At 62.6% G+C, this 19,416-nt stretch carries 15 protein-coding genes; 10 read left to right on the forward strand and 5 right to left on the reverse strand.

The window, feature by feature from the left end; genetic code table 11:
* Positions 1-385 precede the first annotated feature (385 nt).
* Positions 386-1,174, reverse strand: a complete 789-nt coding sequence (locus tag AB7C87_RS08750) for a hypothetical protein (RefSeq protein ID WP_369729054.1) — start codon at positions 1,172-1,174, stop codon at positions 386-388.
* Between the two features lie 429 nt (positions 1,175-1,603).
* Positions 1,604-2,908 carry a tryptophan--tRNA ligase gene (locus tag AB7C87_RS08755; protein WP_369729055.1) on the reverse strand — a complete coding sequence of 435 codons (1,305 nt, stop codon included), beginning with the start codon at positions 2,906-2,908 and terminating at the stop codon, positions 1,604-1,606.
* A 462-nt stretch (positions 2,909-3,370) separates the two neighbouring features.
* On the opposite strand from AB7C87_RS08755, the gene AB7C87_RS08760 reads away from it, so the two are divergent.
* The gene (locus AB7C87_RS08760) at positions 3,371-5,008 is read left to right on the forward strand and encodes a bifunctional metallophosphatase/5'-nucleotidase (RefSeq protein ID WP_369729056.1); all 1,638 of its coding nucleotides are present in this window, start codon (positions 3,371-3,373) and stop codon (positions 5,006-5,008) included.
* 149 nt (positions 5,009-5,157) lie between these two features.
* The gene (locus AB7C87_RS08765) at positions 5,158-6,861 is read left to right on the forward strand and encodes a sensor histidine kinase (protein WP_369729057.1); all 1,704 of its coding nucleotides are present in this window, start codon (positions 5,158-5,160) and stop codon (positions 6,859-6,861) included.
* A gap of 38 nt (positions 6,862-6,899) precedes the next feature.
* Here the strand turns inward: AB7C87_RS08765 and rio1 are convergent, their stop codons facing one another.
* The gene (gene rio1 / locus AB7C87_RS08770) at positions 6,900-7,766 is read right to left on the reverse strand and encodes a serine/threonine-protein kinase Rio1 (protein WP_369729058.1); all 867 of its coding nucleotides are present in this window, start codon (positions 7,764-7,766) and stop codon (positions 6,900-6,902) included.
* A 159-nt stretch (positions 7,767-7,925) separates the two neighbouring features.
* Between rio1 and AB7C87_RS08775 the strand changes: the two genes are divergently transcribed.
* A complete protein-coding gene (locus AB7C87_RS08775; protein WP_369729059.1) occupies positions 7,926-8,300 on the forward strand; it encodes a 2Fe-2S iron-sulfur cluster-binding protein in 375 nt (124 codons plus the stop codon).
* A gap of 42 nt (positions 8,301-8,342) precedes the next feature.
* Here AB7C87_RS08775 and AB7C87_RS08780 read toward each other — a convergent pair whose 3' ends face one another.
* Positions 8,343-9,092: a ParB N-terminal domain-containing protein gene (locus tag AB7C87_RS08780; protein ID WP_369729060.1), complete on the reverse strand. Its 750-nt coding sequence runs from the start codon at positions 9,090-9,092 to the stop codon at positions 8,343-8,345.
* Between the two features lie 165 nt (positions 9,093-9,257).
* Between AB7C87_RS08780 and ligA the strand changes: the two genes are divergently transcribed.
* The 4 genes from ligA (at position 9,258) to AB7C87_RS08800 (ending at position 13,682) form a co-directional block, all read left to right on the forward strand.
* Complete coding sequence (gene ligA, locus AB7C87_RS08785; RefSeq protein ID WP_369729061.1) at positions 9,258-11,408, forward strand: NAD-dependent DNA ligase LigA; 2,151 nt, start codon at positions 9,258-9,260, stop codon at positions 11,406-11,408.
* Positions 11,409-11,531: 123 nt separating this feature from the next.
* Positions 11,532-12,497 carry a CPBP family intramembrane glutamic endopeptidase gene (locus tag AB7C87_RS08790; protein ID WP_369729328.1) on the forward strand — a complete coding sequence of 322 codons (966 nt, stop codon included), beginning with the start codon at positions 11,532-11,534 and terminating at the stop codon, positions 12,495-12,497.
* A gap of 451 nt (positions 12,498-12,948) precedes the next feature.
* On the forward strand, positions 12,949-13,254 hold the full coding sequence (locus tag AB7C87_RS08795; protein ID WP_369729062.1) for a toxin-antitoxin system TumE family protein: 306 nt from the start codon (positions 12,949-12,951) through the stop codon (positions 13,252-13,254).
* 23 nt (positions 13,255-13,277) lie between these two features.
* On the forward strand, positions 13,278-13,682 hold the full coding sequence (locus AB7C87_RS08800) for an HVO_A0114 family putative DNA-binding protein (RefSeq protein ID WP_149079542.1): 405 nt from the start codon (positions 13,278-13,280) through the stop codon (positions 13,680-13,682).
* Positions 13,683-14,677: 995 nt separating this feature from the next.
* On the opposite strand, the gene AB7C87_RS08805 is transcribed toward AB7C87_RS08800, so the two are convergent.
* Positions 14,678-14,998 carry a MazG nucleotide pyrophosphohydrolase domain-containing protein gene (locus AB7C87_RS08805; protein WP_369729063.1) on the reverse strand — a complete coding sequence of 107 codons (321 nt, stop codon included), beginning with the start codon at positions 14,996-14,998 and terminating at the stop codon, positions 14,678-14,680.
* A gap of 508 nt (positions 14,999-15,506) precedes the next feature.
* Between AB7C87_RS08805 and AB7C87_RS08810 the strand changes: the two genes are divergently transcribed.
* From AB7C87_RS08810 to AB7C87_RS08820, 3 genes are all read left to right on the forward strand, one after another.
* The gene (locus AB7C87_RS08810; RefSeq protein WP_369729064.1) at positions 15,507-15,704 is read left to right on the forward strand and encodes a hypothetical protein; all 198 of its coding nucleotides are present in this window, start codon (positions 15,507-15,509) and stop codon (positions 15,702-15,704) included.
* Positions 15,658-15,876, forward strand: coding sequence for a HalOD1 output domain-containing protein (locus tag AB7C87_RS08815; protein ID WP_369729065.1), 219 nt, complete (start codon positions 15,658-15,660; stop codon positions 15,874-15,876). The genes AB7C87_RS08810 and AB7C87_RS08815 overlap by 47 nt, the downstream gene beginning before the upstream one ends.
* A gap of 1,099 nt (positions 15,877-16,975) precedes the next feature.
* Complete coding sequence (locus AB7C87_RS08820; protein ID WP_369729066.1) at positions 16,976-19,378, forward strand: ATP-dependent DNA helicase; 2,403 nt, start codon at positions 16,976-16,978, stop codon at positions 19,376-19,378.
* Positions 19,379-19,416 lie beyond the last annotated feature (38 nt).

The raw sequence follows: 19,416 nt of genomic DNA on the forward strand, positions 1-19,416 counted from the left end.
GAGTATGAGCCGAATAACGATTCCTCGGCGATCGATGGCTTCAATGTCGCCGAAGGGACAGGACACTCACCCGTTATCTTCCTTATCGCTATTCGTAGCTGAACCAGTGGCGCGATCGAATACGACTCCGGTGACCACCGAGTGTTCGAGGGACTCTCGAATCGTCTACGGTGTCGACGCTGTTGTCGGCAACTGATACGGATTACTGTGACGATTTACCGGCGCAACCGCCGCCCGGGTCGCGGTTGCGCCGGAAATGACTCACAGTAAACCGTATGACTCGTCGGAGCCCACTCCGTTCCCGCGTCGTCTATAGTAGCCACTGCAAATCGTTGCAGTTGTTACCATAGCGGAGTCGGCGGACTCGACGCTGGTCGACAGCCGCTTACCGACCAAACCACTTCGAAAGTGCGTCGTTTCGCTCGGCAACGAGGACGAACAGCACCGCCCATCCCACGACGACGATACCGAGACCGACGCCCAGACTCGAGCCCTGCTCGGCTCCGGGATAGGCAATCGAGGCCAGCCCGATCACGCTCAGTAACGCTGCTCCCGCGTAGACCGGAAAGCGCCACCCGGGTCCGCGGAGACAGCCGTACAGCGAGAGCGCCGCGATGCTCGTCCCGGTCGTTGCCATGAACTGATAGTGTCCGAGTGCAGTGTGATCGTCCGAGACCGCCAGGTGTGCGTGTAACTCGAGTCCGGCAAAGGCGATGGCGCCGACTGCGGTGAGCACTCCGACGGCGACCATCGCTGGCTGTAGCGCTTTCGCGTCGGGACGCTGGCTCGCTCCTGCCGGATGCGTAAGCACCGCCCCCAAGAGCAAAGCCAGGAGGACGAGATGTACCGGCGAGAAGTCGCCGGTGATGGCGAATACGACGGTCAACGAGAGCCAGATGAGTACCGAACTGTGGAGTGCTCCGACGCGCCGGGACGGACGGATCGCCTGTCCGATCACACCGAGAAGGAGAACGGTAAACACGCTCCCCAGAACGAAATGGTGGAGTTCGTGCGTCGGGTACCCGTACCCGCCGAAGACGATTCCCGTCCAGAACGTCATCGGTTCGGCAAACGCGGGTACAGAAAGCGCGAGAAACCCGAGCACAAACGCGACAAAGACGCCATCTTTCAGGTGCTGTCTCGCGAAGCTGACTGGCTGGACGCTACTTGCCATCGGTCGTCCCCCTCGGCCTCGAGCCGTTGTCTCGGCTACAGTTCGACTCGTCTCCACTCCGATCTCCTCGGCGATTATTCGGTCGGGTCATCTGCGAATTGCAATCCAACCAAATTATATAATCTTACTGATGGTTAATTTCCACCTCGTGCGCAGAGAATGCGTCGTGATCAGCGTCTGGGCCGACAGCCGAGTTGGAATCATCGGCCGAAGGATGGGTGACGGTCGTTTTCGGCCAACTCGTTGTTCGCTCCCAAAATCGACCCCGTCCGCCGCGAACGACTCACCACGGGTATGAACTTGGGGCGAATCCGAACCGCGACCGCCTCTCATACGATTTGCTGTACCGATTTACCGGTGCAACCTCGACCCGTCCTGTGGTCGCACCGGAACTGACTGACAGCAGACCGTCTCACTCGAGCCTTCGCCTTACTCGAGTACAGACGGCACGCCCGCTCGCTCGAGTGCCCGTCGTCGCTCGTCGGCAGTCAGCCGGTAGGGTTCGACCTCCCGATCCAGGTTACCAAGTTCCTCGCGGCGGCGCTGGTGTCCCTCGAGGAACTCGGCGATCCGCTCGATCGCGATCTCTTTCAGTTCGCCGCTGAGGAGGTCGCCCTCCCGGTACGCCGCGGCGAGGCGCTCGAGTTCGTCGTCGTCTTCCTCGAAGAAGAATCGCAGGTACTGGAAGGGGACGTCGACGGTCGGATCGCCGCCGCGTTCGCGGTGGGCCTCGAGGCTCGCTCGGCCGCCGGTGTATGCGTGCTCGCGGATCGTCTCGGCGACTGTGTCGGGGTCGTCCGTCAACTCGATCGACGGCGCGTCGCCCGAGGAACTCATCTTGCCCGGCCCCTCGAGACTCGGGAGGAATCGCCCCAACAGGGCACCCGGTTTTTCGACTGGCAGGGCCTCCCTGGCGGCGACGTCGCGACAGACGCGAACGTGGGGGTCCTGATCGACGGCGATCGGCACGAGCGTCGGCTGGCGCCCGTCCACGAGTTGTGGAAACAGGAGGTGAGCCGCCTGCACGGCGGGATAGAACTGCAGGCCCACGGTCTGTTGCTCGCCGTAGACGGCATCGACGGTCGCCGGCGTGAGGTGTTTCGCGAGGCGGACGGCGATCGGATACACGACGTCCGCGTCCGCGGTATCGACGACGATCCGCGTCCGCTCGGGATCGAAGCCGACTGCCAGGATATCGCGAAGGTTGTCGCGAGTGTGCTCGCCGATCGATTCGAACGATTGCGCTTTCGCGAGGAACTTCTCGTCGTCCGAGAGCGGTACGTAGACCGTCGCACCCGTCTCCCGCTGGAACCGCTTTGCGAGGTACAGCGGGAGGACGTGGCCGAGGTGCATCGGCCCCGACGGGCCGCGACCGGTGACGATCGCGTGGGGGGCGCCTGACTCTGTGGCCTCGAGATACCGATCGACGTCCCGACCGGCGTAGAACGTTCGCCGGCGGATCAGCGGGTGGTCGGGGAAGCGAGCGATCTGTTCGTCGGTCAGGAAATCGGCGCCGAAGCGCTCGGTGAGTTTCTCGTAGTCGACGTCGCCGGAGACGGCGTAGGGCGTGACGGTGAACCTCTCGTCGCCGTCGGGGACGTCTCCCGTCGCCGAACTGTCGCGGTCAGAGACGTCTCCCGTCGTCGAACCGTCGCGTTCGCGGGTCGGCGTCGGTTCGTCGGTGTCGTCTGTGGTCGGATGCGATTCGCTTCGAGTGTCGGTGTCGTCTTCCATTGGTATCGGTGGATCGACTGCGGTGGCTAGAACGCGGTGCAAGAATACGAACGGAGGGAGCGCCCGTCGCCGCGATCGACGGGTTAGGCCGCGTCGCCCGCCGCGAGGACACTGTCCGCTCTCGAGGGGATCGGCCACCGCCACTCGAGAGCGGACGTCATCACTTCCGTCTTCGAACGCCGTCGAGATGAGTATTGCGCTCCTGTAAGGGAACGATCGACTCGAGGGGTCGCCGGTTCGCCGGGCAACCGGAACTCCTTCCGGCAAGTGTACACGATTTTCCCGCCAGCACACGCGACGGATGTGCTGATTGTTACCGTTCATCATATGAGGTGCGCTGTATCTCGTGCTCATACGAGGGCCCTGCATCTGGGATACACACGATAGAGTCCGTTGCCTGCCTACAGACGAGCGTACGTGTCTGACGGAAATTATTTCAGCTTCCGGTCGGATGGGACTAACATGTCAGAGAGGGAGGGAACCGACCGCGAGATCGACCGTCGTCGGGTGCTGACGTCCGTCGGCACCGCCGGGACGATCGCACTCGCCGGGTGCTCGAGTGAGGAGACCGAAACGGACGACGGTGAGAGCGGCGACGAACCCGACGCCGACGGAACCGGTGAGGACGACCGTGGCGATGTGGACGGTGGGAGTACGTCCCTTCGGATCGTTCACGATACCCATTTCCACGGACGTCTCGGCGACTCGGCGGAGCCGTTGAACGTCGCGAACTACTTCGGCCTGATCGAGGAACTCCACGCCGAAACCGACAACGCCGTCGCGGTCGGCAACGGCGACGATCTGCACATGTCCGTCGCCTCCTCGGTGTTCGATGGCGCACACGTCACGTCGGCTCTGAACGAAAGCCCGATTACGTACAACGCGATCGGTAATCACGAGTTCGACAACGGTCCCGAGAGCCTGCGTGAGAACGTCGCCGACAGCGAGTTCACCTGGCTCTCGGCGAACGTCGTCGACGAGGAAACCGGCGAGGCGTTCGCGAGCGACGAGGGTGCGGCCAGGTACGCCGTCGAGGAGATCGACGGCGTCCAGGTTGGCTTCACCGGACTCGCCCCGGCTGATACGCCCGAAATCAGCTCCGTCGGCGACGACGTGACGGTTCTCGAGCCCGGCGACGCCGCCGAGGAGGTCGTCGCCGACCTCGAGGAGGCCGGTGCCGAGGTGATCGTCCTGCTGTCACACCTCGCGAGTCCGATCGCAGAGGAGATCGTCGCGGACGTCGACGGGTTCGACGTCGTCGTGGGCGACCACGCCGCGTTCGTTCTGGACGACCCCCTCGAAGTCAACGATACGATCCTCTCGTTCGTCGGCGACGAGTTCGACCACGTCGGGCAACTCGACCTCGAGATCGACGCTGGCGAGGTCGTCGACTACTCGTTCGAACGTCACGACCTCGAGGAACTCGTCGAGGCGGGCGAGGTCGAACCCCACGAGGAGATCGAGTCGCTGTTACTCGAGTACGAGTCCCGGCTCGACGACGAACTCGACGAAGTCATCGGCGAGACGACGGTCAGTCTCGACGTCCGCCAGGAGACGGTCCGGAGCGAGGAGTCGAACTTCGGCAACTGGCTGGCGGACGTAATGTCCGAGGACGTCGACGCCGACGTGGCGATTCAAAACGGCGGTGGAATTCGAAGCGATCAGCTGTACGAGGTGGGCGATATTACCCGCCGGATGATCGTCGACATCTTGCCGTTTCCCAACTACACGGTGAAACTCGAGGTCACCGGTCAGCAACTCCGCGAAGCGATCGAGACTGGCGTCAGTTCGGTCGAGGAAGGCCACGGACGCTTCCCACAAGTTAGCGGGCTGTCGTTCGTATACGACCCCGACGCCGAACCCGGCGAGCGCGTCGTGGAACTGCTGGTCGGCGGCGAGGACCTCGATCCCGACGCGAGCTACGAACTCGCGACGAACGACTTCCTGGCCGGTGGCGGCGACGGCTACGAGTCGCTCGCGGCGGCCGACGTTCTCCGGCCGGCGGACGAGGGGACGCTCCTGTCGGCGCTTGCCGTTCGGACGGTCGAGACGGAGGGATCGATCTCGCCGGCCATCGAAGGGCGTATCGAGACGCGGTGAGTTCATCGGAGTTCGTCGAAATTCGTCGCCCCGTAACCGACGAAATTCCGTGGACGAACCGCTGATATCCGGCCGTCTCGAGCGCCCACGGGGCAAAACGTCCCACATCTATAATTGTTCTCAACCCGCTGGTCCGAGTGGGACCGGGGATGACGAGCGCAGAACAGTCGTTGACGTTCTTCATGTTGATCTGTGCCGTCCCGATCGCGGGGATGGCGGCCTACGCGTTCCGAAAGCGCGACGAGCCGGGTGCTCGCGGTTTCTTTCTCTGTGAACTCGGAATGGTCGGCTGGTCGGTTCAGCTTGCGTTGATCACGTGGCCCGTCCAGATCATGCCGGTGTTCGTCAATACGACGATCCGCCACGTCTTCCAGATTCTCGTCATCTTCGGCTGGCCGCTTCTCGTCTTCGAGTACACGAGACGAGGTCGGATAACGGTAACGCGGCCGTGGCTGGTCGCGCTCTCGGTCATCCCGGTCGTGACGGTCGTCCTCACCGCAACGAATCCGTGGCACCACCTCGTGCTCGCCCCGGAGACGCCGACGAATCCCTCGGGAATCGCCGAGTTCGTCCTCGGCCCGTGGTACATCGTCCACATCGGGTTCGCGGTCGCGATGGTGATGCTTCCCGCCGGCCTCCTCGCACAGGATCTTCGGTCTGCGGTCGGCGACCACCGCAGACAGCTCCTGTTGCTCATCGCCGGCTGGGCCATCGGCTTTCCGGGCGCGCTCAACACCTACGTGTTCAGAAACGTCGACGCAGTTCCGCCGTACGTCGACCTGACGCCGCTTTTGTTCCTCGTTACGACCGTGCTCTGGGGGATTGCTCTTTTTCGATACCAGCTCTTTGCGCTCGCGCCCGTCAGCCGTCGGAAAGCCGTCGAGACGATGTCCGACGCGTTGATCTCCGTCGATACCGAAGGGATCATCGTCGACGTCAATCCGGCCGCGAGAGCACTGTTCGATATCGAGGAAAACTGCATTGGGCGCTCGCTCGAGTCCGTCTGTGGGCACTACCCCGCGATCGTCGAGCAGTACGAACGGGGGGAGACGACCGGGACCGAAGTCAGCCTCGAGTCCGAGGGAGAGAGACGCCACTTTTCGATGGACGTTCGACCGATCGAGCAGGGGGCAACGGCGACCGGGACGTTGCTCCTCTTGCGGGATATCACGGAACTCAAAGAGCGCGAACAGGAGCTCGATTTGCTCAAGCAGGTGCTTTCCCGCGTGTTCAGACACAACATCCGAAACGAGCTAACGATCCTGCGTGGTCACGCGGAGATCATCCAGGAGCAAGCCGACAACGGACGATTCGACGATCACGTCGCCGAAATCGTCGCCAACACCGATCGCATCCTGAGCCACAGCGAGAACGCCAAGGACCTCGAGACGATCATCGACGCCGAGACCGCCGACGAGCCGATCCGTATCGAACCCGTCGTCCGGCGATACGCCCGGATTTACGCCGACGTACACCCGTCAGTCGAGATCGACACCGACGTCCCCGCCGAGGTGGTCGTGTCGGCACATCCGAGTCTCGAACGGGCGCTCAAGGAACTCGTCCAGAACGCCATCGCTCACCGTGACGGCTCCAGTCCCGTCCGGATCGTCGTTCGCGCGCGGCCGGCCAACGGCGTCGTTCGTCTCGTCGTCTCGGACGACGGCCCCGGAATCGATCCCCACGAGATCGAGACGTTACAGGCGGGCGAGGAGACCGATCTTCACCACGGCTCCGGAATCGGGCTCTGGATGGTCGATCTCGTCGTCCGAAAGTCCGGCGGCTCGCTCCGAATCGACGACGACTCCGAACTCGGCGGCACGCGCGTGTGTATCGAACTTCCGAAAGCCGACTGATACCGACTCCGTACTTCCACGACGGACTGATACCGAGGTCAGTCTCGAGAGGGGTCCGGCTCCGGCGTCGTGACGAACTCGAGCAGTTCGTCGGGATCGGTCTCGAGGCCCTGTCGGGAGAAGAAACTCGCGACGTTTTCGCAGTCTCGCTCGAGGAAATCGCGGCTGTTGGGGTGGTGGACGGTGACGGCCTGGCCGACGTCGATGATGACGAGTTGGCCCTCGTCGAAGACGACGTTGTACTCGCTCAGATCGCCGTGGATGATTCCGGCCGAGTAGAGCCGGCGCATGTACTCGCGCATGACGCCGTAGGCGGTCTCGGGGTTCTCGATGTGAACCTCGCCGAGGCGCTTTGCGCGGCCCTCCTCGTTGCCGATGTACTCCATGACGAGGACGTTTCGCTCGGATGCGATCGGCTCCGGAACGCGGACGCCGGCGTTTTTCGCCCGGCGGAGGTTCGCCAGTTCCTTTTTCGTCCAGGCGAGCACGACGTCTTTTTTCTTGCCACCCAGTCCCTCAAAGCGCGGGTCGCCCTCTAGGTAGTCGCGCATCTGCCGGAAGTTCGAGGCGTTGATCCGGTAGATCTTGACGGCGACGTCGTGGTCGTCGCCCAGCGCGTGATAGACGTTGGCCTCCTTGCCCGTCGAGAGCGGCCCGCCGAAGGCCTCGACGTAGCCGTCCTGGACGAGTTTGTACAGCGCCGCCAGCGTCGCGTCGTCGAACACCGACTGCTCGACTTTGAACTGGTCGGCGTCCTTGATGCGCTCTTCGAACTGTTCGAACTCCCGGTCGCGCTTGCGGGCGATGCGATCGGCTTCCGTATCCGAGACGTCGATCTCCTCCCACTCGTCGCCCGGCGTCTCCGCCTCCTCGAGGTCGACCAGTCCGTACTCTCCCTGTCCCATCTACTGGCGCGTACGGGTCGGGTGCGGGTAAAGACTGGGTATCGTTCACCAGACTCGACGGAGAGCCGTCGACCGCAAGCGCCAGCTTCAGTCCAGCGTTCGTAATAGACGATCCATGCACGGCGCGTTCGAAACCGCTCCGACGGGGCGACTGGACCGATGACCCGTTACGACGTTACCCTCGAGTGGCCCGACGGGCGGGAGGAATCCGTCCCTGTCGACGAAACCGAGACGGTGCTCGAGGCGGCACATCGAGTCGGCGTCCGGCTTCCCTACGACTGTCGGACGGGGACCTGTACGACCTGCGTCGGTCAGGTGCTCGCGGTCGGTTCGGACGGGGGCGACTCCGGGGCCACCGATCGGCCGATCGAGGCTACGGAAGCCTTCGGGTACCGCACAGCACCGCGGGCGCTTTCCGACGGCGAGCACACGGAGGGATACGTCCTGCTCTGTATCGCCCTGCCTCGAACCGACTGTCGCGTCCGGGTCGGTCCGATGGTCCGCGCCGAAGTCGGCGACAGTCCCTGGAAGTGAGGTTCATCCGGCGCGACCGCGTGAGGAGAACGGCAGACGACCTCACTCGGAGCCCGTCAGTTCGGATTCGTCCATCTCGAGGGTGGATCCTTCGTCGCCGTTTTCCTCGACCTCACCGTTCACTTCGTCGCCGTTTTCCTCGACCTCGCCATCCATCTCGTCACCGTCCGCCTCATCAGCGTCTACCCCGTCACCGTCTGCCTCGTCGTTGCCACCCACGTCGTCACCGTCTCCTTCATCGGCGTTCCCCTCATCATCCTGCGCCTGATACCGATGTGCCAGGTCGAACAGTTCTCTCGCTTCCTCGTCGGTCACCTCGATGACCTCGACCGGATGGTACTCGAGGCCGGCGCGTCGACACGCTTCGATCCGTTTGTGGCCGTTGATGAGTTCGTAGTGGGTGCCGTCGGATTTCTCGCGAGAGACTGGACGGACGACCGGAAATCCTCCGGTGAACTGATCGCGATAGGCACCCCGCACGTGATCGTCGACGGGAGCGAAATCCTGGTCGTGGTGTGGGGAGGGCTCGATCCGACTGACGGGGAGATACTCGATTCGCTTTACGGGTTTCAACACTTCCATCGCTTCGACGATCCGAACGAACACGGAGCCGACGTCCCTGTCCTGATCGCCGGTGAGGACCCTCGCATCGTGGAGGATGACGCTCCCGCGGCTGTGGTGTACCCGCTCGACCCATCCCTCGTAGACGCGGTCTTCTTGCCCGTAGACTCGAGCGTACTTGCCGCGAAATCCCCAGTCGAGGGCGTTGTTAAACGGATTTGCACTGGACATTACGTTCGGTACTGGTTTTTCACTCACACGTTATTTGTCTTGTGACCGTCGACGACGGCCCGTCGTCGGCGAACCAGCCGTCTCCGACGCGAGCGGTGACGATTCGTCGTGGTGAGGCTGTCACGGTAACGTTAACGGGGCCACGGTGCAACCCTCGAGCAACGAATGTCTCTCGCCGACGAGGACGCGGACGACAACCCGTACCTCCGGGATCCGCCGACGGAGTTCGACCCGCTCGAGGAAATTTCGACGGACGAAGCCCGCGAACAGGTCGGGTTGCTCCGCGACGCCATCCGCGAACACGACCGCCGGTACTACGTCGAGAACGACCCGATCGTCGCCGACCGCACCTACGACGCGCTGTTCGCCCGCCTGCGGGAACTCGAGGGGGCGTTCGACCTCGACCACCCCGATAGCCCCACGCGGGGCGTCGGCGGCCAACCCCTCGAGGAGTTCGAGACGGTCGAACACGTCGCGCCGATGCTCTCGATCGACCAGAGCGGCGACGCCGAGGACGTCCGGGAGTTCGACGAGCGCGTGCGCAGAGCGGTCGGCGACGAGGGTGCGAGTGAACGTGCCAGCGGGAACGCAGGGGAGATCGAGTACGTCTGCGAACCCAAGTTCGACGGCGTCTCGATGGAGTTCGTCTACGAGGAGGGTCGCCTCGAGCGCGCCGTGACCCGCGGCGACGGCCACGAAGGCGACGACGTCACGCGAAACGCCCGGACGATCGGCTCCGTCCCCCAGACACTCCACGGCGACTACCCCGACTTTCTCGCCGTCCGCGGCGAGGTCTACATGCCCAAAGACGCCTTTCAGGCGCACAACCGCGAGCGGATCGAACGCGGCGAGGAGCCCTTTGCCAACCCCCGGAACGCCACCGCGGGGACCATCCGCCAGCTCGACCCCTCCGTCGTCGCCGAGCGCCCGCTCGAGGTCTTTTACTTCGACGTCCTCGACTCGAGCGACGGGGCCGACACTCACCGGGAGGAACTCGAGCGATTTCCCGAGTGGGGACTGCGGGTCAACGACCGCGTCGAGGTGGCCGACGGCGCGGACGACCGGCCCGCGGTCGAGGAGGCGATCGACTACCGCGATCGGTTGCTCGACGTTCGTGACGACCTAAACTACGAGATCGACGGCACCGTGATCAAAGTCGACGACCGCGAGGCCCGCGAGGAACTCGGACGAACCGCCCGTCACGACCGCTACGCCTTCGCCTACAAATTCCCCGCCCGCGCGGAGGTGACGCCGATCGTCGACGTCGCGATCCAGATCGGCCGCACGGGCCGGGTGACGCCCGTCGCCTTGCTCGAGCCGGTCGACGTCGGCGGCGTCACCGTCTCGCGGGCGAGCCTGCACAATCCGGAGGAAATCGCGGCAAAGAACGTCGACGTCGGCGATACGGTCCGCGTCCAGCGGGCGGGCGACGTCATCCCCTACGTCGAGGAAGTCGTCGAGAAGGGCGCCGAGAACGAACCGGGGAGCTACTACGAACTCCCCGATCACTGTCCCGTCTGCGGGAGCGCCATCGAGCGCGACGGGCCGATGGCCTACTGTACGGGCGGGTTAGCGTGTGACGCACAGCTTCGACGCTCCATCGAGTACTACGCGAGCGACGACGGCCTCGACCTCGAGGGCCTGGGCGAGAAGACCGTCCGCCAACTCGTCGAGGAGGGCCTGCTCGAATCGATCGCGGACCTCTACGAACTCGAGTCCGAATCCCTCCTCGCCCTCGAGGGCTGGGGCGAGACGAGCGCGGAGAACCTGCTGTCCGAACTCGATTCGGCTCGCGAGCCGCCGCTCCCGGACTTTCTCTCGGCACTCGGCGTCCCTCACGTCGGCCCGGCGACCGCCCGCGAACTCGCCCGCGAGTTCGGGACTTTCGAGGCGATCCGCGGGACGGCCGAATCCGAACCCGAGCGCCTCGAGGGCGTCGACGAGGTGGGCGAGACGGTCGCGGAGACGATCCACGACTTCTTCGCGAGCGAGGCCAACGCCGAGGCGGTCGACGCCATCCTCGAGCACGTTTCGCCCCAGGAAGTCGACGTCGAGGAGGGTGGCGACGAACTTGAGGGACTCACCTTCGTCTTCACCGGCTCGCTCGAGGGGATGACTCGAGGCGACGCCCAGGAACTCGTCGAGGCCCACGGTGCGAACGCGACCTCGAGCGTCTCGGGCAACACCGACTACCTCGTCGTCGGCGACAACCCCGGGCAGACCAAACGCGACGACGCCGCCGAAAACGACGTCCCGATCGTCGACGAGGAGGCGTTCCGGGAGTTGCTCGGGGAGCGCGAGGTCGGCTTCGAGTAGCGCCGACCGGTCGCCGGCGCTCGTTTCGCGTGTCACCGACAGGGAGCTGGAGTCTGCCTCGAGTCGCACCGACCGGTCGCCGGCGCTCGTCTCGAGTGCAACCGCCGACACGGCAGATTGAAAATAGTCGACAGTTACAGTACACTACTCGACGTACTGTCCGACGAACTCGTGATCGACCGCCGTCCGCTTCTAGTGTTTTTCGGTTCTCTCGTCGCGCTCTCGAGCGGTTTCGTCGCCGTCTCGAGACTCGCGGACGTGAGCATGATCCTCCTCGCCCCGGCGTACATGTTCACCCCGATGTTCGCGGGGATCGTCACCTGCGTCGTCGGCGGGTCATCGTTCGAACGCGCAGGGCTTCGGTTCCCGTGGAACCGAGTCGTCTGGCTCGGCGTCGCCGCCGCGGCTCCGATCGTCTTGATCCTGGCCGGAACCGCCGTCTCGATCCTCCTCCCGGGCGTCGAGTTCGTCCCCGACGCTGATCCGCTCACCGGCGCGGGAACCGAGTTCGCGCCGGCGGAGGAGCCGGTCGGACCGTCACTGCCGGGCTGGCCGTTCAACCTCCTGCTCGCGATCGTTCTCGCGATCGCGGTCGGCGCGACGATCAACGCGATCTTCGCGTTCGGCGAGGAGTTCGGCTGGCGCGGGGTCTTGCTCACCGAACTCGCGCCGCTTGGCTTCTGGAACGCCTCGGCGGTGATCGGGCTCGTCTGGGGGCTCTGGCACGCGCCGGTCATCCTCGCGGGCTACAACTTCCCATCCGATCCCGTCCTCGGCGTCGGCGTGATGACTCTGGCCTGTCTCTCGATGTCTCCCGTCTACACCTACCTCGCCGTCACCGCACGATCGGTGCTCGCGCCGACGATCTTCCACGGCGTCTTCAACGCCTTCGCCGCGACGATGTTCGTCTTCGCCCAGGGTGGCTCCGAACTCCTCGTTAACCCGGTCGGCGGTGTCGCCATCCTCGTCTTCGCGGTCGCGGCCGTCGCCATCGCCGTCGCTGGCACGCCCGCGCTCGATCGCGACTGGGCACTCGAGGACGACGCTCCGGACGGGCCTCGAGCGGACGTCGAATCCGCAGACGCGTAGCCCCGGGATCGACGGTCTTGGGGCTCACAGTGGTTGAAAACACAGTTATTTTATTCAGCAGAGTGGATGCAACGACTGTTCGATACAGGTGAAAGCGTGTACACTCACCGCGAGCGAACGACGTGAGCGAGCGGGCCAAGGAATCCCTCGAAGCCGCGCCGTTGGCGCGGCTGAGGGGGTGGTGCCGTGCTTTTCATCGAAGCTAAGCGGAATCGAAGATTCCGCGAGGTCCGAGAGAGCTTGCTCTCTCGAGATTTTGCCGAGGACGCGACGGAGTCGCGCCCGCAGCGCAAAATGTTCGTTGCGCACACGTAGTTATCGCACTCTATTTAATTGTAGAAATACGTGGAATGAAAATCTAAACTGCTATTGGTGAACTTCCAGCAATTCCCGGGGTATGTGCCAAAGTCCATAGGATTATGGCGATGGAGCTAATAACATAGGATAGCGGATGGCGTCCTACATCAGTATCGTAGACTGGAAGGATGTCGAAGACGGATACGTCGTTGATGTCACCATCCGACAAACGGAGGACGAGAAGTATCCGAGCGGGTGGGACTACGGTCTTCACCTTGGAGAAGTCGGCGGGGATACCATCCTTCGCTACGACAACGCCCACGAACGGACGAAGGGTCACGAGCACCACACCCATGACGGTGTCGAAATCATCGAATTCCCTGGGATGCTGACGCTCTACGACCAGTTCAAACGAGAGACTGAAGCAATATCGTCTGTTTCGTGGGACTGGCCGGAGTAGGACGCCTCTAGGAGGTACAAACCATGCCCACGCTCAAAGTCACAGTCGGCAAACGCGACCGCCTCGACCAGCACACGCGCAGCCGTATCAAGGCCGCCCAGGAGGGTGAAGAACTCGACGACGCCCAGCCGGTATTGAACTTTGGATCGTATACAGAACTCAGTCGCCTGCTCAGCCCGAAGAATCTGGAATTGTTGGAGGCAATCTCCAAACACGACCCCGAGAGTATCCGCGAAGCCGCTGCCTTGGTGGAGCGAGACTACAAGCAGGTCCATCGGAACCTTTCCGAACTCGAGGACATCGGTGTCCTCGAGTTCGAAGGCGGCGGATCGGGCCAGGCGAAGCAGCCGAAGTTGGCCTACGACGGTCTCGAAATCGACATCCCGTTTGCAAGGTCGAACGGGAGTTTCGGTGCAGCCGCACCTTGAAAGGCCCTATCGCTCTTGTACAGCACATTGTTGACTCATATCATCAGCTGAGTATTACCATCTCAAATTTGACACCGTCGCCGCCCTGAACAGTAGTTGTGAAGGGCAACATCTGTGCACGGCAAATTTTCACCTCGATATTGTAGAATTGAGCGGTCGTATAGGCGAAGTGGTTACCGGAGCAGCTATCGATTCCTATGGAATTTGTCAGATGTTGCCTGCTGACTCGGTGGAAATTCTGCTATAGCCCATGAGAGCGTGAAACAAGTATGGGACGCAAGAGACCGAGCAGTCCTTGTCGCCCGAAGAATTATCTTAGCAAACGTGGCTTGTTCAGCCAGCAGAATTTCCATAGGTGAATATAGAGCGCCTATTCAGGACTTTTCGACCAGTTCACTCGACAGAAATTATAACACCGATCCCGTACAGTAATCTCATATGAATCGACTCCCCTCATCAAATACACTGCACCGATTGTGCCACCGATATGGTCCCGGTCGGCTCCCCAAAGCCGAGAATCGCGCTATCGGGGCCGGGTACGCCGCCGCAACTGCTGCCTTCGCCGTCGCACTCCTTTACGCTGTAAGCACCACTGTTATCGAAGTCATATTTACCGGCGTGACGGACCCCAATCTTAGTGGCGCCGAGTTTGCGCTTGCAGCAATTCCGGTAGTTGTCCCGGCTGCGTTCGCAACTGGTGTCGTCGGGTGGAAACTGTATCCTCTGACGACGTTCCGACGTGCAGTAGTCGCTGGGGTAGCTGGGACACTCATGACGTACGTTACGGGGTTTCTCATCCTCAGCATCTATGCCGTCCTGGGTGCAGTACCCAATATTCCTACTACTGATCCACTCTTCGCGATTCAATTTTCGTTCGTTTTCACATTGTTCGGCTTTATTTTCACGTTTTGGCTTACCGTTCCAATTGGCTGTATTAGTGCCATAGTCTACAGCCGGAGCAGACCGAGTGCCTCGGGGCTTGACCCCGAGGCGGTTCACTGTTCTGAATAGCCGTTTCCTGTATACGGGCTGTCCGGATCGTCGATGCGATTTCTGTATTTTTCTAGAGACTTGTCCAGAGCTTCTGCGGCGTCTATGTCGAACGACTCGGCGACGACGAGCAACGAGAAGAATGCGTCGCCGAGTTCATCACATGCGACGTCGATCTCGTCAGGTTCAGCCCCCCAGTCGGTTGACTTTGTCGCATCGGAAGCTAGTTCCCCGACTTCAGAAACCAGATCGAGCAATTGATACTCGGGTGCATTTTCGAAGTTAAACTCCTCCATGAATTCCGCGACTTTCTGTTGCTCGTCCATGTTCCACTGCTATACGAGGTCGCTTGATAATCCTTGGTACGTTACTTCCTCTGACTCAGCACATTCATGTGCTGAATAGGGATCGAAATATCCGATCACTGCGCACACGTCGTTACCGACTCACCCAATCCAGTTTCAACCGTATTCTGCATAAAGAAATCGCGCTACCAACTACTGGGAATCCACCGACACAAGTCAGCATCCTAACGTTCTTTACGTTGGTTGAACAACGAATAGACGCGCACTGAAAGTGCGCAGAGCCGGAGTGTGTGCTTCCAGGCTGCACTCCGGCTCGTACACCACTCCCGCGTAGCGGGAGCAACTCACGATTGACGTCGGTGAAATAAAGACCTGCCGACGTGTCGCCGAACCAATCCCACGCGTCCCACTGGAGCGACCTCACGTATTCCGGCCTCACGTGTTCGTTTCACCGGACCGATCTCACGCGTTTCTGGTTCCCTGTCTGGGTTGTGCTCCGCTACGTCGGGTCTCGAGAACTGAGCTACGCATGCCAACGAAACTCACCATCCACTGTGACTGTGGTACCGACGTACGGACGGAGCCGACCGGCGGCGCGATCGCCGCCGAGAGCGCGATCGTCTGCCCCGACTGCGAATCGGTGTTCGCCGCGAGGATCATCGAACTCGAGGCCGATCAGGATGCACCCAGCACTCGCCACGGTACTCGCTCGTGTCGCGGCCCGTGAGGGCTGTCGCGGGACGGCGCTCCCGCCGCTGTACGAGAGCGTGGACACCGACGCGCTGGTATCGCTACTCGAGTCGGAGGCCGACGTGACGGTTCGCTTCGAGTACGAGGGGTATCGGATCGTGATCGGACCGAGGCCGCTCGAGGTGGGTGTGATCGACGGGGGTGGGTGACGGACCGTCGGTCGCCATCACACCCTCTCGCGTTGGTGCTGTTCAGATCACGCGGGAACGAGTGTCAGAGTGCTCTTCCGACAGTGTTAATGACACTGGCTCCTCCGGTGAATATCCGACAAGTAGGTATAGTTGTTGACCAGCGAGCGTTTTCTCAGGGTAGAGTGAAGTTCGTATCGCCGTGTGAATACAGCGCACGAACGTGGCACGAACTGAAAGTCTGTTACCAATCATCGATATTTTCTTCCGTATAGTTTCCATAGAATACATGTCTGTTGTTTATAACATGCAAGCCCTGAGTATCTGGTGAAATGGTTGAGATACCTACCACTACGTTCAAAGGCACTGCCTTTTCCCGAATTGACGTACTCCGAGCGATGGCTGCATCGAACCCAAACGAGACCAAAGGTTCTCGAAGTTGGTTTGTTGAGTTTGAGGGGCGGGAATATCCGCTTAAGCATATCGTTCGACAATCTACGCAGTTTGCAACAGGGGATAAGGTAGAATCCTTCTACCCGGATGACGCAGCGGAGCCTGTTGAGGAACTTGGGTTCGACACAATTCACAAAGGGTGAACCATCGACGATAGACTGCTAAATCTGCCACGGTATCGTAGACGGGGAATCCGACAGCAACCGTCAGAGGTGGCTTTTGACTTCTCCTGAAACGTCTCCGTGAGATTCATTCGACGGCATTCGAAGCGGATGATGGCTATCTGATGGACCACTTGATGATCAATAAGCAGGTGTATCGACCGGTTCGCTCACCGGAGTTTACGTGGCGAAGAACCGTTCTGCTATCGTGGCAACGGTGAGTAGCCACGTCCTCCCCAGCCGATTCGCTCGCGATTAGCGATCGCTCGCTCATCCATAGGAAGACGTTTCACGCCTTCCACGCCTTCGCTCGCTACGCTCACGAAGACCTCGCGCAGTTTTCTCGAGCGGTCTCGTCATCACTCGACCGCTCGACAGCGCGCGCCACCGCAAGTCGGTAACTGCCCAGATACCCTGACATCGTCCGAACACTGCGCTCGCATTCCAGCCGACAGTTTATATCTGAAGCCGAGGCACGACTCCGTCAACGCTATGACCGACCGACGATGAGTACGGGGAGAGTCATGGACTGGCGTCCGATCTTCGGCCACGACGAGCCCTACGACGCGCAAGTCGACGGCATCGAGACGGCCGTCGAGACCGCTCGAGAGCGTGGCTTTTCGGTCGTCGAGGGTGCCTGTGGCACCGGAAAAACGATGATCGCGCTCACCGCGGGAATCTCGCTCGTCCGCGACCCCGATGCCGACTACGAGCGCGTGTTCGTCCTCACGAGCGTCAAACAGCAACTACGCCAGTTCGAAACCGACCTCGAGACGATCAACGAGAACCTCCCCGACGACGCCGAACCCGTCTCGGGGCTTACGCTCGTTGGAAAGGCCGACGTCTGTCCGTACAACCGCGAGCGCGCGGCCGGCATCGACGATGGGAACGTCTACGACCGATGTGAAACCCTTCGCGATCGAACCCGCGATCTGACCGGCGAAGGCGGCGAGACGACCGCGGGCGCCCTCGCCGCCGAGGCCCGAAGTCAACAGATCGGCCTCGCCGACAGCGGGAGCCGCGGGGGTGGCGCGACCTTCCTCGAGACCGCCGGAGAGGCGACGCCGTACCCGCCCGACCTCCCCACCTACGGCGAGGGCGGCCCCGTCGGCGCCGAAACCGAGTACTGTCCGTTCTACGCGCGCTACCTCGAGGACCTCCCCGACGAGGGAAGCGATGGCGACGCCGCCGAGGCCGTCCCCTACGATTTCACCGGGGCGGGGATGGTCACGCCAGAGGACCTCGTCGCCCGGTCGGCCCGCCACGGCACCTGTCCCCACTCGGTGATGGGGGCGGCCCTCGGCCACGTCGAGGTCGTCGTCGGCAACTACTACCACGCGTTCGATCCCCGAACCGTCGGCTCGTTCACCGGCGCGTTAGTCGACGACTCGACGTTCGTCGTCTGCGACGAGGCACACATGTTAGAGCCCCGCGTGCGCGATCTGGTTAGCGACGGCGTCGCCGACGCCACCCTCCGGGACGCCGAGACCGAACTCTCGCGGGTCATCCAACCCGTGAAGTTCGAACGCGAGGGCCGCCAGGCGGAAGGCGGCTCGAAGACCGCCGACGCCGACCTCGTCCGCGCGGAACTGAACGACAGCGACGTCTCCTACGAGGAACTCAACCGCACCCTCGAGTTCCTCCGGGACCTGCGGGGCGAACTCGACCGGCGCGTGACCGCCTATCTCGATCGCAATCACCGCGGGTGGCAATCGAACCTCACGGACCTCGAGGACGCCGAAATCCCGCTTCGCGATCCGGCCGAACCCGCCGAGGACGAACTCACCGAGTGGGCGCACAAAGCGGGCTACGGCGACGCCGACTGGGTCCGCGCGGAGGCCGTCGGCGCCGTCGTCGCCCGAATCCTGAACGAAGCCGAAGACGAAGAGCGAACCCGTGCCGCGCCGGCGGTCGGCCGCGTCCTCGGCGAGTGGTACCGCCGCGGGCACACCGACTACTTCCGCGAGATCGAACTCGAGCGAACCTGGAACGAGGTCGAATCCGCAGACTCCTGGCGTCGGGCCTACACCGCCCGCCTCGCGTTGCACAACTGCGTGCCCAGCGACGCCATCGGCTCGCGACTCGCGGCCTTCGGCGGTGGCATCTTGATGAGCGCGACACTCGAGCCGATCGAGGCGTTCACCGAGGTGACGGGTCTCGAGTATCTCGAGCGCGAGGAGGAGCGACCGGTCGTCGAACGCCGGTACGGACTGCACTTCCCCGAGGAGAACCGCGAGAGCTTCGCGGTCGCCGCGCCGAAGTTTACCTACGACAACCGCGGCCGACCGGGCGAGGAGAATCCGACGCGAGACCACTACGCCGACGCGATCGAACGGATCGGCCGCCTCCCCGGAAACGTTCTCGTGGGAATGCCGAGTTACGCCGAGGCCGACTGGATCGCGGGCGCCCTCGAGGACCGACTCTCGAAACCCGTCTTGCTCGACGCCGCGAGCGACGACGAGACGACCGAGTCGCTCAAAAGCGAGTTCTTCGACGGCGAGGGAAAGGTGCTCGTGACGAGCCTGCGGGGGACGCTCACCGAGGGCGTCGATTACAGTGGCGACCGACTCTCGGCGGCGGTGATCTGTGGCGTCCCGATCGTGAACACCTCGAGCCCGCGTACGAAGGCGGTTCGGCGGGCCTACGACGACGAGTTCGAGGACGGCTTCACGTACGCGCTGACGATCCCCGCCGTCCGCAAGGCCCGCCAGGCGATCGGCCGGGTGATCCGCTCGCCCGAGGACGTCGGCGTCCGCGTCCTGCTCGACGAACGCTACGCCCGCGAGAGCTGGGATTCCGTCAGGCCGTACCTACCCGACGACGGCGAGTTCCAGCCCGTCAGCCCCGACATGCTCGAGCTCGGTCTCGAACGGTTTCGATCGAAACTCGAGTCGGGTTCCCCCGAGTAGCCGTCGGATCGGGTCCGCTCTCGTTTCCGTCGGCCGAC

This window comes from Natrarchaeobius versutus (genome assembly GCF_041205745.1).
Classification (GTDB): Archaea; Halobacteriota; Halobacteria; order Halobacteriales; family Natrialbaceae; genus Natrarchaeobius; species Natrarchaeobius versutus.